This window comes from Bacillus cereus group sp. BfR-BA-01347 (genome assembly GCF_022663835.1).
Taxonomy (GTDB): Bacteria; Bacillota; Bacilli; order Bacillales; family Bacillaceae_G; genus Bacillus_A; species Bacillus_A thuringiensis_K.
Genome location: NZ_JAKUGG010000008.1, coordinates 70,319 through 94,197, shown reverse-complemented (window position 1 = coordinate 94,197; position 23,879 = coordinate 70,319). Strand labels below are relative to the sequence as shown.

Below are 23,879 nucleotides of genomic sequence, written 5' to 3'. Positions count from 1 at the left end.
TGCTATATAGCAGAGTTTACGAGCTAATTTGCTCTTGTAACGAAATTTGTTTTTCATCTTCTAAAATAACAATCGATTCTACTATCTTTGTAACTTCTAATCTTTTTATATATCGTCCATCTAATTCTTTCACACAAAACTTATAATTTTCAATTTCAATGGAATCTTCTTCAGCAATCTCTATATTCTTCGTTAAAATCCAACCACCGATTGTATCAACACCATCATCATCAATCCCTAAACCAAATAACGTATTCACTTCACTAACAAGTACTTTTCCCTCTAGTATCGTCTTCGTTTCACTAACCTTTTGAATTTCTGGCTGCTCATCCGTATCAAACTCATCCTGAATATCTCCAACAATTTCTTCCAGAATATCTTCAACAGTAACAAGTCCAGATGTTCCACCATATTCATCTATCAATATAGCAATATGTGTTCTTTCTTTTTGCATTTTTAAAAACAAATCATGAATTGGAATAGAATCGATAACTAAAATAATTGGTCTCATATATTGCTCTACTGTCTTCTTATTAGCAGCTTTATGTTGTACAAATTCAGTAAAAATATCTTTAAAATTCACAAAACCTATTACATGGTCTTTGTCTCCATCAACAACTGGATACCTTGTATATTTTTCACGAGACATTTTTTGCAAAGCTTCTTCAGCAGGCATCTCTTTACTTATAATATTCATTTCAGTTCGAGGTACCATTATTTCTTTTGCAATCCGATCATCAAATTCAAAAATTTTATTCACATATTTATATTCAGATTGATTAATCTCACCATTTTTATAACTTTCTGAAACTAACAACCGTAATTCTTCTTCTGAATGTACCTCATCATGCCCCTTCGGCGGTTTCAGCCCTAGCAGCTTCGTAATGATTCGAGCTGAACCATTTAATAGCCAAATGAATGGGAATGCAATACGATAAAAGAAAATTAACGGCTTAGAAACAAGTAAACTCACCTGTTCAGATTTTTGAATTGCAAATGTTTTTGGGGCCAATTCCCCTATTACAACATGTAAAAAAGTAATTAACAAAAACACTAAAATTACAGCAAAAATGTCTGCTAGTTGAGTAGAGATATTCCAATTTGCAAAAAGCGTATCAAACATTTGCTTTAACGCAGGTTTACCAAACCACCCAATTCCTAAAGCTGTAACAGTAATTCCCAGCTGACAAGCAGATAGATATTCGTCTAAGTTTGTAATGACTGTTTTGACCGATGTTGCACGATTATTTCCTTCTGCAATTAAATAGTCAATTCGTGAACTTCTCACTTTAACAATTGCAAATTCTGCTGCAACGAAAAATGCCGTTAAGGCAATTAAAACAATCACTATACTTATACTATATATGTCCAAATACTTTTCCTTACTTACATTGTAAGCAAGGAAGCCACCTCCTACTTAATTTTATTCAAGTGAAGTAAGCATTCTAATACTCTAACAAAATTCTACATTAGCAACCACCTTTTTATATATTATATGCATACATAAAAAAGATATTTATCATTATGATAATCTAATTCATTTACACTCGTCAAATTATTCTAAATGCTACGATAAGACATTTTTATTTAAACGAACTATTCTTCTTAACTCAATTTCGTGAAAAAACACTTTCTTTGCCGATTCCACACTTCTTTTGTCGCACTAGAAGGGAACTTACTTTATAGCTCGAAATCATTCAACAGGATATATATAGGAGGGATTATTTTGGAATATAAAACACCATTTATCGCAAAGAAATTAGGTGTTAGCCCAAAGGCTGTTGTTCGGATCGCGCAACAATTAAATCTTACGATAGAGAAAAACAAATATGGCCACTTTATTTTCACACAAGAGGATGTCGATCAAATGTTAGAACACCATCGATTTCAAATAGAGCAATCTCAAAATTCTCAATCTACTCAAAAAGCTTCCTCAGATGAGGTTGAGGAATTAAAAACTCAAGTTAATACAATTGTTCAAAACATATCATCGAATGATTTTGAGCAATTAACTAATCAATTAAACACTATTACGAGAAGACTTGATCGAATGGAAGAACAAATGCAAGATAAGGCAAATGATGTCGTCACGTACCAACTTTTACAACACCGTCGTGAAATGGAGGAAATGTTAGAGCGAATTCAAAAGTTAGAAGCTGCCCTAACGAAAGAAGAACCCATTTATATTACTCCTGATTCAAAACCAACATATGAACGAGAAAAGAAACCGAAGCGCCGCAAAATGATTTTTAGTATATTTGGATTATAATTTTTAGACCCTTATTAAAATAATAAGGGTCTTTTTTAATGAAGAGTTATATCCTATACAAATATTATTCTCTTTATTATACATATTCACTTCGCTTTATTTCGTTAACATAATATTTTTACTGTATTCTGCAATTAATGCCTGTGCATGAGCATTCCCTTGAATCACATCACGAAATTCTTTTAAAGAATACAAATGCGTAACCCCTTTTCGAGCATGAATTCTTACTGGTACACCTTGTAAAGTATCATGAAACTGAAATGGATTATCTATCGGTTCAATTGGAAAACCAAGTGTAAGTAAATACATATACATTCTTTTTGTTACTGCTGCAATGTACCATTCAGCTTTTGTTTCTAACGCATGTATAAATAAAATAGCTGTTAGCCTTTTGAAATGTCCTCTCCCACGAGACGTTTTCGAAATACTTAACTTGCCTATTTCATACACATTCTTCAAATCTTTTACTAAATCATTTTTAGAAAACGGATAGAAAAACTCAGAATTCGATTGCTCAGGTACCGTATACTTAATACATTCTACTGTACCAATAGGATGTTCATCTTCTATTAATAAAAATCGTGATGGATTTAAATTACGTTCTACGAACATTAAGTTTCTTTCTTCACAAAAATCTCCCCATAGTTGTTCGAACCCAAAATGTTCTTCCTTTGTTTGAACACGCTGGAACATATTTAACCGCCTTTCCCATCGCCGCTCTGTTTTTTGATAACGCTTTCACTATCTATCATATAAGAACAAATCTTCGTATGCAACTAAAAATATTTATGACTTATTATATTCTGCAAAATGAATTAGATTCCAATTTAATCGACTTTTATCCCGCGCTCACATTCCTTTTAATAACACATTTGTATCACTTTTCAAATCTAAATTACATTATGTTTCTTTCCATACAGCATATAATTCTTCTTAATCTAAAGAAATCCTTTATGAAAAAGGATTTCTTTTACTTCTTAATGCTTTTTAACCATTTTTCAAAAATTTGTACCATCCCATGTTTTCCAGCTAATTTCTCTTCCCCTTGTTTCGTCTTATATGGATATAACTGCAAGAAAACACCGCATCCAGACTCAATTTTTTTGCTATGCATATGGCTTCCTGGATATACACAAATGACTTCATAAATTGACCTTCGATAATAGACTCGCTTTCCATCCTGTTCTTCTACATACTTTATAGACCAGTACTTATACATTTGCTCAGTTGCTTTCGTATTTCCGACGTGCTGAAAAATATTGTACATTGGACTATACTTCACTTCAATAATAATAGAAGATTTATATACGTATTTCCCACCTTCTTTTACATAACAGTCTAAGCGAATATCTGGCTTCTTCGTATCCTCACCATTGTAAAAATTACTACCTTTACTTAATGCAATAAGAGGATGTGTTTCAATTAAGTCATTAAATGCGACATGCACCTTTATATCATCTCGTTCTAAAACTACTGTCGTTCCATCTTGTAATCCATCTACATAAAAATGTTCTTGTATTTGTTCACGAATGGAGTTTCTAGCCTCAAAACCAATTTGCTCTAAAATTGAAATAACGATAAAAAAAGCGTAATATTCATACACTAAAAACGTTGGCTTATAAACAAATAATAACGATGGAGATTGATCCGTATATTGCGGGAGTACTTCTAAATGATGTAGTAATTGTTGATGTGGTATCGGTAAATCATGTAAGTTCATATTACTTGTTTCAGTAACTTCCCTCCAAAACGAAGAGTGCATTAACATTTGAAAGTATTGTACATTTTCATGCACAATATGCGCCAATATTTTATATTCTTGTATTTTCATTGAGCTCTTTCGTAAATCGGCTTCTTTTAGTAAATGTATATTTTTATATTTTTGCTTCTCTCTATCGGTTACTGATCCATTACGCTCAATTGTTTGTATAATCGTTTTTACAGCTTGAAACTCTTCTGATTTTTTCTTTTTTTCTCTTTCTAAGATTTCAATTGTTTGACGTAAAAAACTTTTAGCTTCAATTAAATAATGATAAAATTGCATCGCTTTATATTTAAGAAATGCATTTTCCTTACTATTTTTTTGTTCCATAAACTTACGATTATAATGTTTGGCATAAGGTTTTCGTTCTGCCACTATAGTTCCTTTTCTTGTTGGCTTTCGCTCTTTTCCTTCCCATTTATATTCATTTATAAATTTTGAGCTTGATTCTATTTTCTTAAAAATTGGCTTTATTATTTTCATTTTTTGGGGTAACTTTCTAAGTAACACTAAATAAGAAGAATCCTCAATATCGCTAAGTGCAGAGAAAGTCTTTTTATAGTAACCTCTATCCAAAATCAACTCATTTAAAATTGACTTCACATAGTCTTGAATCATTTCAAATTGATCATCAAAAAAGTTTTTCGGTACGATTTGAAATGCGCCATAATACGTTGTATCTTCTATACGCACTTCAAAATGGTATAGACCACAGCGCCATGGATAAAAGAATTCTGTTTTCCCATGTTCATATATTAATACTCTTTGTTTTTTTTCATTTATTTCATATTGAGCCTCTTTTATATTTTTCTGTCCCTCATATACTTTATTCCATATAAAAGTAATATTCATTGGGATTTCATAATTGTACTGCAATCTTATTGGTTTTAATTCTTGTACTTTATAAATACATTGAACTAATGCTGTAGTAGATGTACAAAGACGATTTAATAAAATATAATCTCCTTTCCCCTCATTTCCAATGATTAACTTTAATACAAAAGGGAGCGTTTCATTCGTATCAACGATTTTTGTTTCGTAACGCCCTTCATTTTGCATATCCATACAACTCCAGTTCTCTACGTTTTTCTCGTATATATGCTAAAGAGTGTTCAAATGTAGATACTCTGTTAGCAAGTGCAGATTGCAAAAGAGGTACTAAGGTCGCCCCCCTTTTTGCTTCTTCAGAAAGTAAAGGCCCAACCATCATTTCGGTCCCTCTGATTTTCGTCAATACACGCTGCTTTATTTGTAAATCAAACCCCTCTTCTCTACTGATCATATAGGTATGGTTATTTTGGAACGGTATGTTTTGCAAATAAGTCGCAATTGCATTTGCACATCGGAAAGAAATTCCCTTAGACGCGTCATGTGATGACAATACGACATGCAACTTATCTAATAGCTCTAATTCTTCTTCAGAAAATACTTCAATCATCGCTTTATTTCTCATCCAATTTATCCGAAATTCTCCCGCTGTTACTTTCAAAGGTGGATGTAATACGACTTTCCCCTGTTCCAGGCCCATCTCACAAAACGGAATTTTCTGTAACGTTATTAGGTTCGTTCGGTCTAATAATCGATCAGAGAGCTCTTTCGTTGTTTCATCAAAATTCACAGTACCTACAAATATAATATTTTCTCCAATTTCAATTGTTGATGGAATTGAACTCTCTATGTCCTGTACACCCTCATACAAGTTTAAAATACGATTTTTTGTTTCAAGTTCAAGAACAGATAGAAACGGAGTAAACCAATGCTCAATATGAGACATGTTCATTTCATCAAAAACGATTATATACAGTTGATTTGGATTTTCTTTCGCCTTCATTAACGTCCTAACTAACTTCGTTTCACTTTCAATAAAAGTACCATTTGGATGAAGGTAACCAAGTAAATCATGTGGTTCTTGATACGATGGCGAAATTGGAATCCAAACCAACTCTTCCCCATACTGTAACCCTAATGCTTCTGCATAAGTTTGCACAAAACGCGATTTCCCAACACCCGGTATACCACCAAGAATCGTTAACATATTTGTTTTTACACTTATATGGAAATTATAAATATCAGTTTCATCCAAATATAACCCTTTATTATGCACCATGCTTTGTACATACTGTAAAAAAGACGATTCACGCTCATCCCATTCCCATTCATCTTTTTGCACTTTTATATCCTCTACTTCAACTAGCTTACCTTCTTCATGCATTCGTTTTTGTAAGTGCTCATACACATGATCACTTACAAAATATAATTGATCTTCTACCGCTATTTCTACATACTTCGTCCAGTCACTGCAGTTTATATATTTACATTCACGTTTCTGTTCAAAATAGGCAATTGAGCTAATTGATGACTTTAAAGATATGTTTCCATACAGTCTTCCATCGTGCCACAATAATTCGGGAGACTCAAAGTCTTTCGGAAATTTTGGCATAAGAAATGATAAATAACCGTTGCTAAGTTTTCGTTCTAAAGATTCTCTTTTTTTATTATTTGTAACTTTAGGTGCCGGAATCATTTTATAGCTACTTGCTATTTCTTTCGGTTCTTCTGTACATATTAACTCCACGTATACATTTCCTCTTTCATAATAAAGACGAAACATTACTAGTTGCTTTTCTAATTTCCTCTTCTTTAATTCCGAAAAGATTTTTTCATTCTTTTTATTGCTACATAACCCTTCAAATACATATAGTTCATTTGCAAATTGTTCCTGTAAAGTGAATGGTATTGGCGATAAGCATTGTACAAAGAAATTTTCTCCACTCTTCTCTTTCTCAGCTTTTGTAAATTTCCCTAAAAATCTCATATAGTACATTCGTTTTATAAAACTTGGTTGAAGAGCTTTATGTAATTTCACCATAGTCACCTTCTTTTTTCATACTATTCTTAGTGTATGAAAGAAACGAAAAACTAGAAATAAAAAACCTGACATTATCCGCCAGGTTCAAAATGAAAACTTATATTAATGAGAAGGAAATGCTTTTTTCTCTTGTAAAATTGCATTATGAGCAATTTTCATTTTCGCAAGTACGTAACGTAATCGATCTTCAGCGTTTTCATCTTTACTTGTTTGTAATTCCGCCAAATTTTCAACAGAACTTGCTAAATTTTCAATGACTCCTCTCAGTTCAGGATGATGATTAAAAAAAGATTCTTGCACTAATACTTTCCTTAACTCACTAGCTAAATCAATTATTCTAGACAACTGTTCTTTTTCTTCCATTCTCATCCCTCCTGAATATCTTATGTAGTAAATATTCTCTAAACGAAGAAAAAAGCCCTTTAAATGAAAAGGACTTTTTACATTTTTATATTTCCAGTTAATAACATATACAGTGATGTGATAGCCGCAATAATAATTGCCCACATCACATATTTCTCTGCACCTGCAAAGCAACGGTTCCCTTGTTCTTTTCTTGCAAACGTGTAAACAATAATTCCAATTCCATACACAATTGAAACGAGTAGTAAATTCTTTAAACCAGCTGCATAAAGAAGCCATACAGAGTAAATAGAAGCAATTAAAGCTAACGCTCCGTTTTTGAATTTAGCGTCCCTTAGCTCGTTTGTAATGACTAATTTAAATTGGAATAACGCTGATAATAAATATGGTAATAAAATTGATGTTGATGCAATGAAATACATAATTTGATATGTTGATTCCGAAAACAAAACGATGATAAATATAATTTGGGCAACACCATTTGAAATCCATAATGCCATGTGCGGTGTTTGCTTTTTATTTGTTTTCGTAAAGACTTTCGGAAATACGCCATCTTTTCCTGCTACATGAGAAATTTCAGAAACAAGTAAAAACCAGCCAATTAATGTACCGACAAGTGAAGCAACTAATCCGATGTTAATCGCAACTGCACCCCATGGACCAACAACGTGCTCTAATACATGTCCCATTGACGGAGTTTCTAACACAGAAAGTTCGCCTCTTGTCATAGCTCCCATTGACAGGACAGAAATTAAAATATAAATGGACATTACTAAAATAAGTCCCAATACTGTTGCCTTACCAACATCTCGACTATTCTTCGCTCTTCCAGATAATACAACCGCTCCTTCAACTCCAATGAAAACCCAAAGTGTTACAAGCATTGTATTTTTCACTTGACCAAGTATAGCGGAAAGTGAGATCGTTCCTTCTCCCCAAAAATCATGTGTAAATGTGTCCCAGCGAAAGGCTGTTACCATTACAACAATAAATAAAACGATTGGAACTAACTTCCCTATTGTTGCGATAACATTCATAATAGAAGCTTCACGGATCCCAAATAAAATTAGAAAATGAAGTGTCCATAATAAAAGTGATGCCCCAACGATAGACGCAACATTATTTCCTCCCTTGAAAATTGGAAAGAAATAACCTAATGTACTAAACAGTAACATAATTGTTGCGACATTACCTAAGATTCCTGCTAGCCAATATCCCCAAGCACTATTAAATCCAATATATTCACCAAAACCAGCACGTGCATAACTATAAATTCCACCTTCAAGTTCCGGTTTTTGTCTTGCTAACGTTTGATATACGAGCGCAAGGGGAATCATTCCCATCGCTGTAATACACCAGCCAATTATTATTGCACCACTGTTTGCTCCTACTGCTAAATCATGCGGTAAACTAAAAACACCGCCACCAACCATTGTTCCAACTACTAATGCGATTAATGGAAAAAATCCTAACTTCTTTTCTATTTGTACCACCCCATCTGTCATTCTAGGTGTTATGTTCGTTCAACTATTAAAGTCACCTTTTTCTCTAATAGACGTTTCTCTTATATTTTTTCAGGAAAACATTACTTATTCTAAAAGAAAATGAGCAAAAATGGAATACTTTTTTGAAAAAATGTATAAGTATGCACAAAAAAACCGCTCATTTTGTAATGAACGGTCATTTCAAACATATAAATTTGTATATTCCTTGTAAATTTAACGAAGTAAATTCTCTTTTTGTAAAAATTGTTTTGCGACTTCTTCACTACTTTTACCATTTACGTTAACTTCATAATTCATTTTTCGCATTTCTTCATCTGTAATCTTTCCAGATAATTTATTTAATACCTTTTCAAGTTCAGGATATTTCTGTAACGTTTCTTTTCTTAATAATGGTGCTCCTTGATAAGGTGGGAATAGCCCTTTATCATCTTTTAGCACTTTCAGTCCGTATTGCTCCAATTCACTATCTGTTGAATATGCATCAATTACGTTAACATCTCCAGATTCAATTGCGCTATAACGCAGCTTCGGCTCCATCGTTTTAACATTCGAGAACTTATAGTTATATAATTTTTGCATTCCTTTATAACCATCTTCACGATCAGCAAATTCCAATGTAAATCCTACTTTGGCTTCCTGCGCAACATTCCCTAAATCAGAAATTGTATTTATATTCTTTTGATCTGCTATTTTTTTCGGCATGGCTAGTGCATATGTATTGTTATACTCCATTGGCTTCAACATAATCATATTATATTTCTTTTCCATTCCAACGCGAGCCTGCTCATATACTTCATCACGATTTGTACTCTTTGGTTCTTCTTTCACGAAAGTAGATAAAGCTGTTCCTGAAAATTCTGGGTATATATCTACTTCCCCTGATTTCAACGCTTCAAATACAAATGCTGTTTTCCCAAGACCTGGTTTTAATTGTACGTGTAAATCTGTATCTTGTTCAATAAGCTGCTTATACATTTGAATTAAAATTTCAGGTTCTGATCCAAGTTTGCCCGCAATAACAATATCTTTCTTTTCTGTACTCCAAAGAAATGGAGAAGCAATCATTATACAAACAATACATATCATCAATATAACACGCTTAGAAGAGCGTTTCGGTCGTTCAAGTATGCGAAGTACTATATCAAAGAATAAAGCGAGTAACGCGGCTGGTACGGCCCCTAAAATGATAAGTGCATGATCATTTCGATCTATACCTAATAATATAAGCTTACCGAGCCCACCAGCACCAATGAGAGCTGCTAATGTAGCCGTTCCAACAATTAATACCATCGCTGTACGAATACCGGCCATAATAATTGGCAATGCAAGAGGAAGTTCTACCTTCCACAATCTTCTCCAACTATTCATCCCCATAGCTTTCGCGGCTTCTATTAGAGATTCATCTAATTCCCTTATTCCTGTATATGTATTTCGTAAAATAGGTAATAGTGCATACACAACTAATGCGATAATCGCTGGAAGTTTTCCGATTCCTACTAACGGAATTAAGAGTCCAAGCAATGCAAGTGATGGCACTGTCTGCATTACTGCAGAAGTTCCTATTATAAATTCAGCCATTCGTTCTTTTCTTGTTAATAAGATGCCAAGTGGCACTGCTATAATTACTGCAAAAAATAATGAAATAAGCGATATTTGTAAATGCTCACTTAATGCAGTTAGTAATTCTATTTTTCGTTCTTGGAACGTTTGTATAAAATTAGTCACTGTTTAGCCTCTTTCCTTCATTTGTTCAACAATGTAATTGACAATATGACGACTTGTTAACGCTCCAATATATTGACCGTTTTCTTCAACTGGAACGACCTCTTCATCACGCACACGAACTAGTGCTTCTTGTAAGGAAGAATGTAATGATAGCGCCTGCCCTTCTAATTGCACACTTTGATCAAGTGGCAATACATCTGCTACACTTTTCCCCTCATACCAAGTTCGCCCATGATTTCCAATGAACTCCTCTACAAATTCATTTTTCGGATTATGTATAATTCCTTCTGGTGTATCTAGTTGAACAACTTTTCCTTCTTTCATAATACAAATGCGATCTCCAAGTGATAATGCTTCTTGCATATCATGTGTTACGAACACGATTGTTTTTTGAATCTTTTTTTGCAACTGTACAATATCCTTCTGAAGCTGTTCCCTACTTAATGGATCTAACGCACTAAATGGTTCATCCATAAGAACGATTTTCGGGTTTGCGGCTAATGCTCGCACGACACCGACACGTTGTTTTTGTCCTCCTGACAATTCATCAGGCATACGATCTCGATATATATCCGGATCTAATCCAACCATATGTAACAAGTCATCGACGCGTGCTTTTATTTCCTTTTTGCTCCATTGCCTCATTTCAGGAACAACTGCAATATTTTCAGCGATTGTCATATGAGGAAACAAAGCAATCTGTTGCAACACGTATCCTATATCCCAACGTAATTCGTTTATATTATATTGTTGAATATCTTTTCCATCGATTAAAATCGATCCTTCAGTCGTTTCGATTAAACGATTAATCATCTTCATTGTCGTTGTTTTCCCGCAACCACTCGGACCGATAAGAACAAAAAATTCTCCCTTTTTAATTTCTAAATGCAATGAATCCACTGCTTTCGTGCCATCTTCATACGATTTTGACACATGATTAAATTGAATCACAAATACAACTCCTTTACTGTTGTTTCCTTTATTTTGATGGAATATGGCATTCATTTCAAATGATACGCTTTTAAATTAAAAAAGAGCTCACATTTGAGCTCTAACGGTCGAACAATATTGTTTTCATAATAGCAGCATATTCGCGAACATACATTTTTCTCTTAGAACGAATTGGTGTTTCAGCAGCTAGTGCCTCCATCTTCATGCCTAAACGCTTTGCAATTATTTTCGTTCGATATAAATGATACGTATTACTTACAACTACTGCATGTTTCACATTATATAAATCCATACTAAACTTTAAGTTTTCATACGTATTTGTAGATTGATCTTCTATTAAAATACGACTCTCATCTATACCGTGTACCATTAAATAGTTTCTCATGCTGTGAGCTTCCGGTATATCTTCATCTTCTCCTTGACCACCTGAAACAATTACTTTCGATTCAGGATGGGAAAATAAATACTCCAACGCTACATCCAAACGATTTTGAAGAGATAAAGACGGTCTATCTCCAAATAACTTTGCACCCAGTATAAGAACGTACGGAGAGTGATAGCTCAACTTTTCACGAGCAACTTTGTTCATTCTAAACGTCATATAAATGATATATAGTGGCGGTAATAATAAAATTATAAGAAAGATCCATTTGTTCATAAATAAGTTTGCACTCCCTTTCTTTTTATTATATAAAAAAAGAAAGGGAGGCAGAAGTGTTTTTTTAAACGATTGATTTATTAGAAACATTCGCCGCTACTTTACGTTGTGATAGTACATAATAAATAGCTATTCCTAATGAGAAGATCAATATGCAGCTTAATACGTAAAATGGAAGCATTACTCCGGCTTTAGATACACCCGCTGTAAACAACATTAATAATACAATTCGTATTCCAGTACCAATTAGGCGAAATAAGCTGTCTACACGTCCCATTACTTCATTTGGAATTTCCTCCATCATCAATACATTTCTCGCCACTCTTGTACCCGCATTTCCAATTGCATGAAAAATCGCTAGTCCATATAAAAACAATACAGAAGGTTCAATACTCATTGCAGTAATTGAAATTACATAAATGAACATCGTCATAACGATTGAAACTTCTGTTTTGATATATTTCATTATGAGTGGAATACAGATCCCTGCAACAACCGCTCCGACACCGTACATCGTGCCCTCTATTGCGTATACAGAGGCATTGGCTTTTAGTATATCCGAAATATACACTGGTATTAAATAATTTGCCATCATGACACCTATAAACGGCATATAAGTGGCCAGTAAGAACCAAAAGAGCTTAGGACATTTTTTCATAAAGTGAATTCCTTCAAACAATTGCTTCTTAAATGTTATTTTTCTTTTCACTTCTTTTTTCTTTACGTACGGTATACATAAGAAAAGAAAAAATGCTCCAGCAAAAGTTAACATGTCTACTAACAAAATCCACTTCAAAGATACAATTTCAATTAAGAAGCTCGCGGCCGCTCCAGAAATAACTTGTGTTAACTGTCCTTGTATTTCCATCGTTCCACTTAAACTTTTATAATGTTCTGCTTGAAATATCTCTTGGTTGAACGCAAATATTGTAGGATAAAATAATAAATAGTAGAATGATCCGGCTATATAAATAAGAATATAGTGAATAGAATGATAAGGTTGCCCAGCAAATCCCCATATAACCATTATTCCGATTACGGCTATTCCGATTCCTTCGTTACATAGCAATAAAGATTTTCTTGAAAAACGATCAATACTTTGCCCAATGAATGGTGTTAATAAAAACATAATGAGGGTTGCAATGATAGAAACATAACCAAATGTTGTCTCTCCTCCACTCTCTTTAATTAACAGCCAAGGAATCGTTATCATAACAATCCCGGAACCAATAGCAGATAGACTATTGGCTCCTAGAATGTAATACAAGCGAGAATCATGATAAAGTGAGGACATATCACTCCACTCCTAGTTGTTTTTTCACCTCTTTATATACGCTCATATATGCTTTCAATTCTTTAACTACATCATGAATTAATGGTTTTGCATCTTCCCCAAGTTCACCATCTTGCACATGTAATCCATCAAGCACAACTTGTTTTGGAATTGCATTTGCATAAACACCTCTAGCGACCGTTCGCATGCTGTTTAATGCATTTATTCCACCTTTACCGCCACCAGCAACCGCTAACAACGCAACTGGTTTATGAATAAATTCACTACTACTTAAGTAATCTAAAGAGTTTTTCAGCGCACCGCTCATCGCATTATGATATTCTGGTGTACATAATACAACCCCATCCGCAGCTTTCACTAACGTTTTTAATTTTTTTACTGCCTCTAAATCACGTTGTGACTCTTCTCCATTGTATAAAGGTAAATCCTCAATTGCTAAATCATATAATTCCCCTTCAAATTGATCCGCAATATATTTCGCCACCACGCGAGTTCTACCAAATTTTCTTGGTGTACCGTTAATAACGACTAGTTTCATGATTATTTCTCCCCTTTGTTTTCAAGTTCTACTTATATATTATCAGAAATTTCTATACAAAACACAATATAAAGAGTTAACTTGCTTCATAAAATAGTATGATAAACAAAAAAGAACTCATACTTTCGTATGAGTTTCGTACAATTACTTTGTTTCATCTCTCAGACTCAACGTACCTAAACTTTCATTTGCTTCAAAATGATTATATGCTTTTTCCGCTAATTTTTTCCGTTCTTCTGGTAATTCTATATATTTCATTACGTTTTCAATTATTTTTTCGTACGGAGTAAATACAATTCCTGGCCACTCTACCTCATCTTCTGGATTACTATTTTCGGAAATAATAAATTTCTTATTTGCGACTGCATAAGACACGCGAGGTGTTTCAAGAATTCCTGATAAGTAAAAATGAATATTTAATATAATTTTAGCTCTAGCAATCAATTCATTTCTAACAATTCCCCACGCATTATTTTTAAAAACTATATTTAAATTCGGCGCAACCGCTTTTAGGTGGTCAAAAATAGCTTGCCGCCTCGGATTAAGAGCACCTATAAACAGAATATCAATATCTTCAGTAATCTCATCTTCAAATGCATCTTTTTTTATTTCCAAAGTGGGAGCATAGTTCATTTCTACATGTTTTATTTCTTTTCCTACCCCTTTTTGTTTAAGCCATTCTATATTTTGTTTACTATAATCCCAAATCACTCTATCTTTTAATAATATTAAATAAAGGGGGTGCGCATATGGACTTCCTTCGTATAGCTGTTCTAAATTATAAATAATTGCATCTTTCGGAAGAAGGTTCGGGTTATATGCGTATGTATGTGCTCCAAAAACAACTGTATTCTTTACATTTTCCAGTATTGTTTCTGATATAATTACGGTATTTCCCTCCTGCTCCAACCGCCACTTTAAAGCTCGCGCAACATCTATGAAACTACCGTATGTCTTTGGGCATATAAAAAGACAATAATCATATTCTTTATTCAAATAAACTTCCATTAATCTTAAATTATTTTTATATAAATCTACATCTGGATGTTTAAGTACCAACTCATTTGCATGTTTTCTTGCTACTTTATATAATCCAGCATAATAAGCAGCGATGCATCTTCTTAATTCGATTCTTTCCCGATCCTCATCTAATACATCCATGTTTAAAAGAAGATTTGCGATACAATACGCTTTTAAATGATCACGATCATAATAATAGTCTAGTAGTGGCATCAATTCTTCATACGTATTTCCATGCACCGATTCTCCTAGTTCAATCGCCCATCGCATTAATTCCATGATTACTCCACTACTCCTTTAACCGAAAATGTATTTAATAAAATTTCGCATTATTCTCTACTATATTTGCTATATGAAATGGAATCTTTTCTTTTATCGATTCCAAATACTTCTGCGACACCGCTCCTAAATGTTTTTTATGAGGTATATAGAAAGCACTAATAGAAATTTCATAGTCAAATAAGTAATCATACACATGATAATCTACAAATAGTAGATCATCCTTTGGAAAAGGAATTTCCTTCCCTTGCAGAGCATACATCAAAGCAATATTGTTTTGAGATCGTAATCGATACAACCTTGCAAGTTGGTATAATGGTTCAGCCCGGGTTGGTCTATATTCCCAAGCTTTTTGAAAATAAAAAACAGCTAATGCTAAATATTGCTCTTCTTGCCCTTTAACAGTTTCTTTTTCATCAGCATCTGTCACTTCATTTTGTTTATTTGCTGAACGATTTGCTAACTGCTCATAACAAAATCCTATTCGCAATAACGAATAGAATACCTCTTCAACCCATCCTCCTGCTTCCACTCGTTTTTTATACCATTTAATTGAATTCTCAAATTGACTTAAATGAAAATAAGTCTGAGCTAAATAAAATAAATATCTTATATGCAAATCTGGCGTTGTTTCTGGGTCGTTTATTCCTTGTAACAACAACCTCTCATCTCTTTCAAATTTATCAGCTTTGCTCCCGCCATCTCCGGGATCATTCACGACAAGAGTCTCTAACCGAGCTACCCTCGTATTGTAATTCGCTCCAACTTTTGAACGATCTATATCCCAATACTCATGAGTAACACCGACAGATTTCCATGGTAAAGAAGCTTTTAAAAGACGCGTAAGCCAATATTTAATATGAACATCATATTGCAGTGTAAGATAATGATCTTCCGTTAAGCTCGTTTTATCGAAATTCGGACCAACCTCTAAAATCATATCTGCATCTAATATTAATAAATAATCTGCTTCTGGGTATGTTTTTTGCGCTAACGAAACAGCTAAGCTTCTGTTATAACCAAAGTTTTTAAACGGCTCATGATGAACCGTCCCAGGTATCTCATTTTCCTTACACCAATTTTCAATAATTTCAGGCGTATTATCCGTCGATCCAGTATCACAAATAGAAACAAAGTCTACAATTGATTTTGTTGCATTTAAACATCTTTCCATAATTCTAGACTCATTTTTGACGATCATACAAAGACATAACTTTTTTTCTTCCTTTACAGACTTCACTTGCTCATTTCCCATTTAACCACCTCATATTTTATTAACACGCTCTTCTCATATGTAACAACATTTCTTAGCTATACTGATGACATAAGCACCCTTTTACTATTTATGAAAACTTCATTTTATTTATTCTTACTTTTATGTTGGGACATATTTCATGCAGCGCTTTATATTTGATACAATCAATACAAAAAACATAATGCGGGAATCCGTACATTTCAAAGTCTAAGAGGAGGTTATATTTTATTGGATTACATTTGGCTAGATGACAAATCACCAATTTTAGAACAACTACCAAGCACCTGTAAATCTGCAGCTATATTGCTACACCCTTTTGTCCAAATGCCTTTAGGATGGGAAAAGTCTGTGAGAAAAAGACCATATGAGCACATCTATCCTAGCGCTGAAGAAATCATTCATAATGGGAAATCCGTTTCTTGGAAGGAAATGATGTCTTATAGTGGATTACATTCATACGCAGAATTAGCAATGGCCATGTTGACTTCCATTGGTGCTTTTACAGAAGAATATAAAAGAGAGGATTTAGCTGAAAAGCTATATTCAAACTTAAAAAAAGATCTTTATTATCCAACAGAAGATTATACGTCTATATTTTTATTACATAAATTACTTAAACTCCTCGGTTCTAAAGGTGCAAAAAATTTATATTTCTCTGAACCAATTCTTGATACAAACGGATTATTAGCGGTAAATAATACTACTCCATTAGATATTTGGGACATTAGCAATAATGAGTTAATTATTACTGGCGAAGATAATGAGTATGCGTTTATGAGTATATTTAATTCCTTTATAACCTTATTATTAGCTAAAGAAGAAAATATAGAATATATTGTTCATTCAATGAACGTTGAAGCTGTCATTTGTGACAAAAAAACGATGATTGATTGGTATTTTTAAATTAGTAGTTTCTTAAACTATAAAAAAGAAACTTGCGCTTATGCACAAGTTTCTTTTCAAAAACATCCTTATTTTTTCACAACTTCATGTCCACCGAACTGATTACGTAGTGCTGAAACTACTTTTCCATGGAATGTATCATCTTCCTGAGAACGATAGCGCATAAATAATGACATAGCGATAACTGGTGCTGCAGCTTGAAGTTCAAGTGCAGTTTCAACAGTCCATTTTCCTTCTCCTGAAGAGTTCATTACACCTTTAATGCCATCTAGTTTCGGATCTTCTGCAAATGCTTTTTCAGTTAAGTCCATTAACCAACCACGGATAACTGATCCGTTCGCCCATACTTTTGCAACATCTTCATAATTAAAATCAAAGTCACTCTTATCTAGTACTTCAAATCCTTCAGCGATTGCTTGCATCATGCCGTACTCAATACCGTTATGAACCATTTTCAAGAAATGACCACTACCAACACGGCCAGCATAAGAATAGCCATTTTCTACTGCTAAATCTTTAAATAAAGGTTCTAATTGGTCGTAAATTTCTTTTTCTCCACCAACCATTAAGCAAGCACCGTATCTAGCTCCTTCTACACCGCCTGATGTACCGATATCTACATAATGTAATCCGAAGCTTTTTGCTTCTTCAGCACGGCGTAACGTATCTTTATAGAATGAATTTCCGCCTTCAATAACGATATCACCTTCATCTAATAACGGATAAACATCTTTTAATACTGACTCTACAACTTCTCCTGCAGGCACCATTACCCAAATTGTACGAGGAGCTTCTAGTTCAGCAATCATTTCTTTTAATGTATGACGTGCAGTAATTCCTAGTTTTCCTGCCTTTTCAACAAGCTCTTTATTTACATCGTATACTACTACTTCATGCTTGTCTTCATGTAAGTGTTCAGCTAATGGGAATCCCATTTTTCCTAATCCAATTAAACCTAGTTTCATATTAATCAATCTCCTATTCTATACAAATATATTTAATATCGAAATTAGCCCAAGTGCTACTACAGATAATATAGTCTCCATTGCAGTCCATGTTAATAACGTTTCTTTCACAGTCATTCCGAAATACTCTTTAATCATCCAAAATCCTGAATCATTTACGTGTGATAAAATTAATGACCCTGCACCAGTTGCAAGTGCTAGTAGTTCAACATTTACACCTGGTGTACTTGCTGCAATCGGTGCAACAATTCCAGCCGCTGTCATCATAGAAACAGTAGCTGATCCAGTTGCAATTCGAATAAGTGCCGCAATTCCCCACCCTAATAATATCGGTGAAATATGTGATTCTTTCGCCATATCTGCAATTGTCGTTCCAATTCCAGAATCTAATAATACTTTATTAAATGCACCGCCTGCACCAATCACTAACAATATGTTTGCAATAGGTCCAAGGCAATCATTTGTAAATTGTAACACTTTATCTTTTGAGAAACCTTTTGCATATCCAAGACTAAAAAAAGAGTAAATGGTTGCAATTAATAAAGCCACAATCGGATCTCCAATAAAGTGTAATACTTGTGCTAGTTGACTCGTTTTATTTAATGCAACTTCTGCTATTGATGCACCAAGCATAAGAAATACTGGAAGTAAAATTGTAAACAATGTATTCCAAAAGCTAGGAAGCTCTTTTTTATTATCTTTTTCAATAAATTGCTCCGCTATATCTAATGGTACTTCCTTATGTATACGAGCACCAATCCATTTCCCGTAAAGTGGACCTGAAATAATTGCAGTTGGAAGTCCGACAATTAACGCATATAAAATTGTCTTCCCTACATCTGCTTTAAAAATACCAACTGCCGCCATTGCCGCTGGATGCGGTGGAACAAGTCCGTGTACGACTGACAGTCCTGCTACTAGCGGAATACCAATTGTAATAAGTGATACCCCAGTTTCTAACGCAATTGTAAATACTAACGGAATTAATAGTACAAATCCAACTTGGAAAAATACCGGAATCCCTACTAAAAATGCAACGAACATCATCGCCCAATGAACTCGTTTCTTTCCAAAACGATTAATTAATGTGTTAGCGATACGTTCAGCACCACCAGATTCGGCCATCATTTTTCCAAGCATCGTTCCTAGTGCTAAAACTATTGCTAAAAATCCTAACGTATTACCAAGCCCTAGTTTAATAGAATCAATAATCCCTGGATCTTTTGGTGAAGTTCCAATTAAAGGCATTCCCATTGCTAATCCTACACCAATTGCTGTTAAAATTAATGCGACAAATGGATGCCATTTTACTACCGTAATAAGTAAAAGTAGTATGACAACTGCCGCTAGTACGATCCCAACTACCATTTCTCCCAATCCCCCTATTGTTTACGTTGGAAAGCAGCTATACAATCAAATTCTTCTTTCAAGCGATTGTAAAGTCGTTCATACATATAAAACATTTCTAAATATATAGCCGTATTTTCTTTATTCGGTACATGATGATGGACAATATCAATCCAATCCTTTACCTCTTCAAGAGAATCAATTTTTCCTACAGCATACAAAGCAACTGCTGCTGCCCCAAGCGCAGATGCTTCATGACTTTCAGGTACAAGCAATTCTTTTCCCATCATATCGGACAACATTTGTCTCCAAAATGCAGATTTTGCAAACCCTCCTGAAACTCGTATTTCAGTAAGTGGCCCTGTACAATCCCTGATTGCGAGTGCTACTGAATATACACTCATACAAACACCTTCCATCACTGCACGTATAAAATGTTCTCGCTTATGTTGAAGATTGATTCCAAAGAATGTACCACGAGCATTTGCATTCCAGTAAGGTGCGCGTTCTCCAGATAAGAAAGGTAAGAACAATAGTCCATCCGCTCCAGCTGGTACGCTTTCTGCATATTTAATTAATAAATCATAAGGATCAATGCCGAGCTTTCTTGCTACTTCTTGCTCTGGACTACCAAATTCATCACGTAACCATCTCAGTAATATTCCACCGTTATTCGTTGGACCACCGATTACCCAGTGCTCATCTGTTAATGCGTAACAAAACGTTCTCCCTTTCTCATCTGTATTTATATTTGATGAGATTGTTCGAACCGCACCACTCGTTCCAATCGTAATTGCAGCCGCACCCGGTGATATCGCCCAACTCCTACATTTGCAAGAACCCCATCACTTGCTCCGATGACAATTGGTGTTTCTGCACTTATCCCCATCTTCTGTGCTAATTCTGGCTTCATACCTGATAAAATATATGTAGTTGGTACAGGGGTTGATAATTGTTCTGGTGACATATGTAACATAGTTAAAACATCTTCATCCCAGTTTAATGTTTCTAAATTAAATAACCCCGTAGCAGAAGCAATCGAATAATCAACTACGTAGCGTGAAAATAATTGGTAAATCACATACTCTTTAATGGAAATGAATTTATAGGCACTTGTATATAACTCTGGTTCCTCTTCTTTCATCCATAACAATTTAGAAAGTGGTGACATCGGATGAATCGGTGTACCTGTACGTCTATAAATTTCATGCCCATTCATTTGTTGTAATAATTTTTCTGATTGCTTCGTACTTCGATTATCTGCCCAAATGATAGAACGCGTTAATGGCGCACCATTTTCATCTACTGCAATTAATGCGTGCATAGCTGTACTAATACCGATTGAAGAAATATCTTCTGGTAATACATTACCTTTTTCAATGGCAACGCTTACACTTTTGTATACAGCGGCACATATTACATCAGGATCTTGCTCAGCCCATCCTACATTCGGTTGAATAATTGGGTAATCGATTGCATGTGATGCAATGACTTTTCCTTTTTCTGTGAACACAACCGTTTTTGTACTTGTGGTACCGATATCAATCCCGATTACTCTCCCCCTTGTTTCCATGCGAATCTTCCCTTCATTTCTAGCAAAATACGATTTAGTAAACCGTTTACATGAATTAGTATATAAAATATTTTTTCATTTATCAAGTTATAAAAAGAAAATTTTTTTCATATCGAAAAATAAATCCCCTCATTCCATTTCACTTATATACTAAATTTAGCTTTTCCATGCGGTAAAATTACGTTATATTCGTTACGCAATACACTCTTTCCTCTCATTAACAACACATACATAGTCCTCCATACGTTCTACTTATTTGCTTGAAGAAAGAGTTGAAAAACAATATTCATTTTTAGCGGTCACGTAACATCACCATCAAGCCAAGAAAAGTAACTAACCGCAGAATGAGAATTCTGTGCATTTTGCTCTTATTTATTGTTTTAGGTTCACTAGTCTTTTATCTTGATAAACATAGAGCGCGGCCCCCTACTAACCCTTTTTTATCTTGTAAATATATCTTGCATACTATAAAACCAAAAAGTATTTTTATTTTTCAGAAAAACAAAAACAATAACACGGAATTTATTGTATAATGTTGTAAAAAGATGTCGGAGGGATTTAATGTTAAATAAAATATCTCAATTCACAATTAAGCTTTCATCAATTCTTTTATCACTCTTACTATTATTAAATTTACCTTATTTGTTTATCACCCAACAAGGATTTACCTTTCAACCAATTTATTTTTTTAATCAGACCGTTACTATGTTAAAACAGGTTTTTTCCCCTGAATCATTAGTGATTATAGGATCAGACCCGAAGTTTGGCCATTTCAAAAAAACACCATTATTTCCAACTGTTTTAGAACCTTACCTATATTCATTTACTATATTATTTTCAGCCTTTTTTCTTGCTCTCTTTTTATCATCTAGCATGGCATTTTTTTATTTTTTAGCAAAAGATTATATAAAAAAATGGATAAACCGAATTGTGTTCATATTAGAAGCTGTCCCTGATATGATGATGATGATTTGTTTGCAAATATTTTTCATATGGGTACTTCAGAAATTTGGGGAATCTCCTGTCACTATTATTTCTTTTAATGAAAATCGAGCTTATTTACTCCCTATTTTATCATTAGCTGTCTTACCTACATTACAAATGTTTCGGATGATGGTGTTATACATAAAAGAAGAGCAAGGAAAACATTACGTAGAGGTTGCATATGGAAAAGGCCTTTCATCAAGTTATATACTATGCATTCATTTATTCAAAAATATATCTATCCACTTCTTCCACCATTTAAAAACGATTTTTGTTTTCTTACTTTCTAATTTATTCATTTTAGAATTTGTTTTTAATATGGAAGGCATTATTCAATTTTTATTTAATAAGGCGTTTGTTTCACCTCCAGCTGCAGTTATCATACTTGTTATGATTATTTTACCGTTTTATGCCATTTTCCAAATAGTTTCATTCATGATGAATAGATGGAAAAAGCAATTGAAAGGAGTATCATTATGAAAGCTATTTGGAAATCAAAACGCTTTTTAATCGGCTTTACTTATCTATTCATACTTATTTCAGCTAGTTTTATTTATAGTTGGTTCTTTAAAGATAACATCCCAAAACCTCCTCAATTACTTTACAATGACAATAACGAATTACTTGGAAAGGCCCCCTTTCCGCCATCGTTAATTCCACCTTTTGGATCTGATCGTTTTGGAGAGTCTGTTTTCTTACAAATTGTAGAAGGAGCAAAATTCACTATTTTATTAGCCGTGGCAATTAGCTTCTTTCGAATTTTATGCGGAACATGTATAGGAATCCTCTTAAGTTTATTTGCTCCAAAACTCAAGAGATTTTTCCAGTCATGCTCAGAAGTTTTTTATTATATTCCAACTCTATTTATCGCATTCATACTCATCACGCCCGTTAATATTATAATCACATCAAATGCTGATGGGGTAGATCCAAATATTTCATTTACGTTTTATCAAGTACTCGTACTTATTTTCGTCGCTCTGCCTACACTTTCTTTATACATATCCTCAGAGGTTGATGAATTTATGAAACAAGATTACATCTTAAGTTCACAATTACTGGGGGCTAGTCGTTTTCATATTATTAAAAAACACTTACGAGTCTTATTACTTGACCGCTTATTTGTATTATTTATGGAACATATCGTCCAAACACTCATACTCGTTATCCATTTAGCGTTGCTTAACATTGTAATTGGCGGCATACAAATGCGTGAACTCTATGACGGAGTGCTCAAACCTGTTTCTCTATCTAATGATTGGGCAGGTCTTATTGGATTAAATCGTAATGAAATGAATCTTTCATGGTGGATTATTTTTTATACTCTCGCTTCATTCTTTATTACGATTCTATTTATTAAGCTTATGACCATCGGAATTCAAGATGCACTGAAAGCAAGGGATTCGCAAATTGTAACAATTCAAAACGTTCCAGATCATAAAAAATTTGTTAAACATAAAGATTCCTTTTCGTTTGCAAATAAAGTAAACCTTTAATCATTTCTCATTAATCAAGTATTAATTGGCATTGATATTAGTAGAATATAAAAAGATGATCTCTATTGAATACAGAGATCATCTTTTTTATATCGTCTAACTTTTTTACATGTACTTTGTTAG

Annotated in this window: 18 protein-coding genes and 2 pseudogenes; 4 read left to right on the top strand and 16 right to left on the bottom strand. The window is 33.8% G+C overall.

Annotated elements, in window-relative coordinates:
• Nucleotides 1-16: 16 nt before the first annotated feature.
• Entirely contained in the window at nt 17-1,372 is a 1,356-nt protein-coding gene (locus tag MR143_RS14330) for a hemolysin family protein (protein WP_000356249.1), read from the bottom strand.
• 354 nt (nt 1,373-1,726) lie between these two features.
• Here MR143_RS14330 and racA point away from each other — a divergent pair, with 354 nt between their 5' ends.
• Complete coding sequence (racA, locus tag MR143_RS14325; protein ID WP_000456019.1) at nt 1,727-2,269, top strand: chromosome-anchoring protein RacA; 543 nt, start codon at nt 1,727-1,729, stop codon at nt 2,267-2,269.
• Nucleotides 2,270-2,365: 96 nt separating this feature from the next.
• Here racA and MR143_RS14320 read toward each other — a convergent pair whose 3' ends face one another.
• From MR143_RS14320 to MR143_RS14265, 12 genes are all read right to left on the bottom strand, one after another.
• The gene (locus MR143_RS14320) at nt 2,366-2,962 is read right to left on the bottom strand and encodes a hypothetical protein (RefSeq protein WP_000487795.1); all 597 of its coding nucleotides are present in this window, start codon (nt 2,960-2,962) and stop codon (nt 2,366-2,368) included.
• 277 nt (nt 2,963-3,239) lie between these two features.
• On the bottom strand, nt 3,240-5,090 hold the full coding sequence (locus tag MR143_RS14315) for a hypothetical protein (RefSeq protein WP_001178722.1): 1,851 nt from the start codon (nt 5,088-5,090) through the stop codon (nt 3,240-3,242).
• Nucleotides 5,080-6,897 (bottom strand): AAA family ATPase, encoded by a 1,818-nt coding sequence (locus MR143_RS14310; RefSeq protein ID WP_033690264.1) that lies wholly within the window; start codon nt 6,895-6,897, stop codon nt 5,080-5,082. Before MR143_RS14310 ends, MR143_RS14315 begins: the two co-directional genes overlap by 11 nt.
• Before the next feature lie 105 nt (nt 6,898-7,002).
• Entirely contained in the window at nt 7,003-7,263 is a 261-nt protein-coding gene (locus MR143_RS14305) for a hypothetical protein (RefSeq protein WP_000391449.1), read from the bottom strand.
• A gap of 77 nt (nt 7,264-7,340) precedes the next feature.
• On the bottom strand, nt 7,341-8,768 hold the full coding sequence (locus tag MR143_RS14300; protein ID WP_000129445.1) for a basic amino acid/polyamine antiporter: 1,428 nt from the start codon (nt 8,766-8,768) through the stop codon (nt 7,341-7,343).
• A 213-nt stretch (nt 8,769-8,981) separates the two neighbouring features.
• Complete coding sequence (locus tag MR143_RS14295) at nt 8,982-10,493, bottom strand: ABC transporter permease/substrate-binding protein (RefSeq protein ID WP_000181011.1); 1,512 nt, start codon at nt 10,491-10,493, stop codon at nt 8,982-8,984.
• Nucleotides 10,494-10,496: 3 nt separating this feature from the next.
• Nucleotides 10,497-11,444 carry an ABC transporter ATP-binding protein gene (locus MR143_RS14290; RefSeq protein ID WP_000614074.1) on the bottom strand — a complete coding sequence of 316 codons (948 nt, stop codon included), beginning with the start codon at nt 11,442-11,444 and terminating at the stop codon, nt 10,497-10,499.
• 100 nt (nt 11,445-11,544) lie between these two features.
• A complete protein-coding gene (locus tag MR143_RS14285; protein WP_001045714.1) occupies nt 11,545-12,102 on the bottom strand; it encodes a YdcF family protein in 558 nt (185 codons plus the stop codon).
• 64 nt (nt 12,103-12,166) lie between these two features.
• Entirely contained in the window at nt 12,167-13,396 is a 1,230-nt protein-coding gene (locus MR143_RS14280) for an MFS transporter (protein ID WP_000097158.1), read from the bottom strand.
• 1 nt (nt 13,397) lies between these two features.
• Nucleotides 13,398-13,934, bottom strand: a complete 537-nt coding sequence (locus tag MR143_RS14275) for an NADPH-dependent FMN reductase (protein ID WP_000780352.1) — start codon at nt 13,932-13,934, stop codon at nt 13,398-13,400.
• Nucleotides 13,935-14,078: 144 nt separating this feature from the next.
• Nucleotides 14,079-15,233, bottom strand: coding sequence for a CgeB family protein (locus tag MR143_RS14270; protein ID WP_000422329.1), 1,155 nt, complete (start codon nt 15,231-15,233; stop codon nt 14,079-14,081).
• A 34-nt stretch (nt 15,234-15,267) separates the two neighbouring features.
• Nucleotides 15,268-16,488, bottom strand: a complete 1,221-nt coding sequence (locus MR143_RS14265; RefSeq protein ID WP_000526227.1) for a glycosyltransferase family 2 protein — start codon at nt 16,486-16,488, stop codon at nt 15,268-15,270.
• 139 nt (nt 16,489-16,627) lie between these two features.
• Here MR143_RS14265 and MR143_RS14260 point away from each other — a divergent pair.
• Nucleotides 16,628-17,391 (top strand): annotated as a pseudogene (locus MR143_RS14260) (DUF2711 family protein).
• 68 nt (nt 17,392-17,459) lie between these two features.
• On the opposite strand, the gene gnd reads toward MR143_RS14260, so the two are convergent.
• The 3 genes and pseudogenes from gnd to gntK form a co-directional block, all read right to left on the bottom strand.
• Nucleotides 17,460-18,356, bottom strand: a complete 897-nt coding sequence (gene gnd / locus MR143_RS14255) for a phosphogluconate dehydrogenase (NAD(+)-dependent, decarboxylating) (RefSeq protein ID WP_000765982.1) — start codon at nt 18,354-18,356, stop codon at nt 17,460-17,462.
• Nucleotides 18,357-18,374: 18 nt separating this feature from the next.
• Nucleotides 18,375-19,724 (bottom strand): GntP family permease, encoded by a 1,350-nt coding sequence (locus tag MR143_RS14250; protein WP_000260203.1) that lies wholly within the window; start codon nt 19,722-19,724, stop codon nt 18,375-18,377.
• 14 nt (nt 19,725-19,738) lie between these two features.
• A pseudogene (gene gntK / locus MR143_RS14245) lies at nt 19,739-21,276 on the bottom strand (gluconokinase).
• Nucleotides 21,277-21,837: 561 nt separating this feature from the next.
• On the opposite strand from gntK, the gene MR143_RS14240 reads away from it, so the two are divergent.
• Both MR143_RS14240 and MR143_RS14235 read left to right on the top strand, forming a co-directional pair.
• Nucleotides 21,838-22,740, top strand: a complete 903-nt coding sequence (locus MR143_RS14240; protein WP_000932689.1) for an ABC transporter permease subunit — start codon at nt 21,838-21,840, stop codon at nt 22,738-22,740.
• Nucleotides 22,737-23,756 (top strand): ABC transporter permease, encoded by a 1,020-nt coding sequence (locus tag MR143_RS14235; protein ID WP_000644669.1) that lies wholly within the window; start codon nt 22,737-22,739, stop codon nt 23,754-23,756. The genes MR143_RS14240 and MR143_RS14235 overlap by 4 nt, the downstream gene beginning before the upstream one ends.
• Nucleotides 23,757-23,879: the final 123 nt, after the last annotated feature.

Bases quoted from the DNA above. Each gene is read 5' to 3' on its own strand.
- MR143_RS14320 (WP_000487795.1), bottom strand. From the start codon at position 2,962: ATGTTCCAGCGTGTTCAAACAAAGGAAGAACATTTTGGGTTCGAACAA.
- MR143_RS14315 (WP_001178722.1), bottom strand. From the start codon at position 5,090: ATGCAAAATGAAGGGCGTTACGAAACAAAAATCGTTGATACGAATGAA.
- MR143_RS14305 (WP_000391449.1), bottom strand. From the start codon at position 7,263: ATGGAAGAAAAAGAACAGTTGTCTAGAATAATTGATTTAGCTAGTGAG.
- MR143_RS14300 (WP_000129445.1), bottom strand. From the start codon at position 8,768: ATGACAGATGGGGTGGTACAAATAGAAAAGAAGTTAGGATTTTTTCCA.
- MR143_RS14285 (WP_001045714.1), bottom strand. From the start codon at position 12,102: ATGAACAAATGGATCTTTCTTATAATTTTATTATTACCGCCACTATAT.
- MR143_RS14280 (WP_000097158.1), bottom strand. From the start codon at position 13,396: ATGTCCTCACTTTATCATGATTCTCGCTTGTATTACATTCTAGGAGCC.
- MR143_RS14275 (WP_000780352.1), bottom strand. From the start codon at position 13,934: ATGAAACTAGTCGTTATTAACGGTACACCAAGAAAATTTGGTAGAACT.
- MR143_RS14270 (WP_000422329.1), bottom strand. From the start codon at position 15,233: ATGGAATTAATGCGATGGGCGATTGAACTAGGAGAATCGGTGCATGGA.
- MR143_RS14265 (WP_000526227.1), bottom strand. From the start codon at position 16,488: ATGGGAAATGAGCAAGTGAAGTCTGTAAAGGAAGAAAAAAAGTTATGT.
- gnd (WP_000765982.1), bottom strand. From the start codon at position 18,356: ATGAAACTAGGTTTAATTGGATTAGGAAAAATGGGATTCCCATTAGCT.
- MR143_RS14250 (WP_000260203.1), bottom strand. From the start codon at position 19,724: ATGGTAGTTGGGATCGTACTAGCGGCAGTTGTCATACTACTTTTACTT.
- MR143_RS14240 (WP_000932689.1), top strand. From the start codon at position 21,838: ATGTTAAATAAAATATCTCAATTCACAATTAAGCTTTCATCAATTCTT.
- MR143_RS14235 (WP_000644669.1), top strand. From the start codon at position 22,737: ATGAAAGCTATTTGGAAATCAAAACGCTTTTTAATCGGCTTTACTTAT.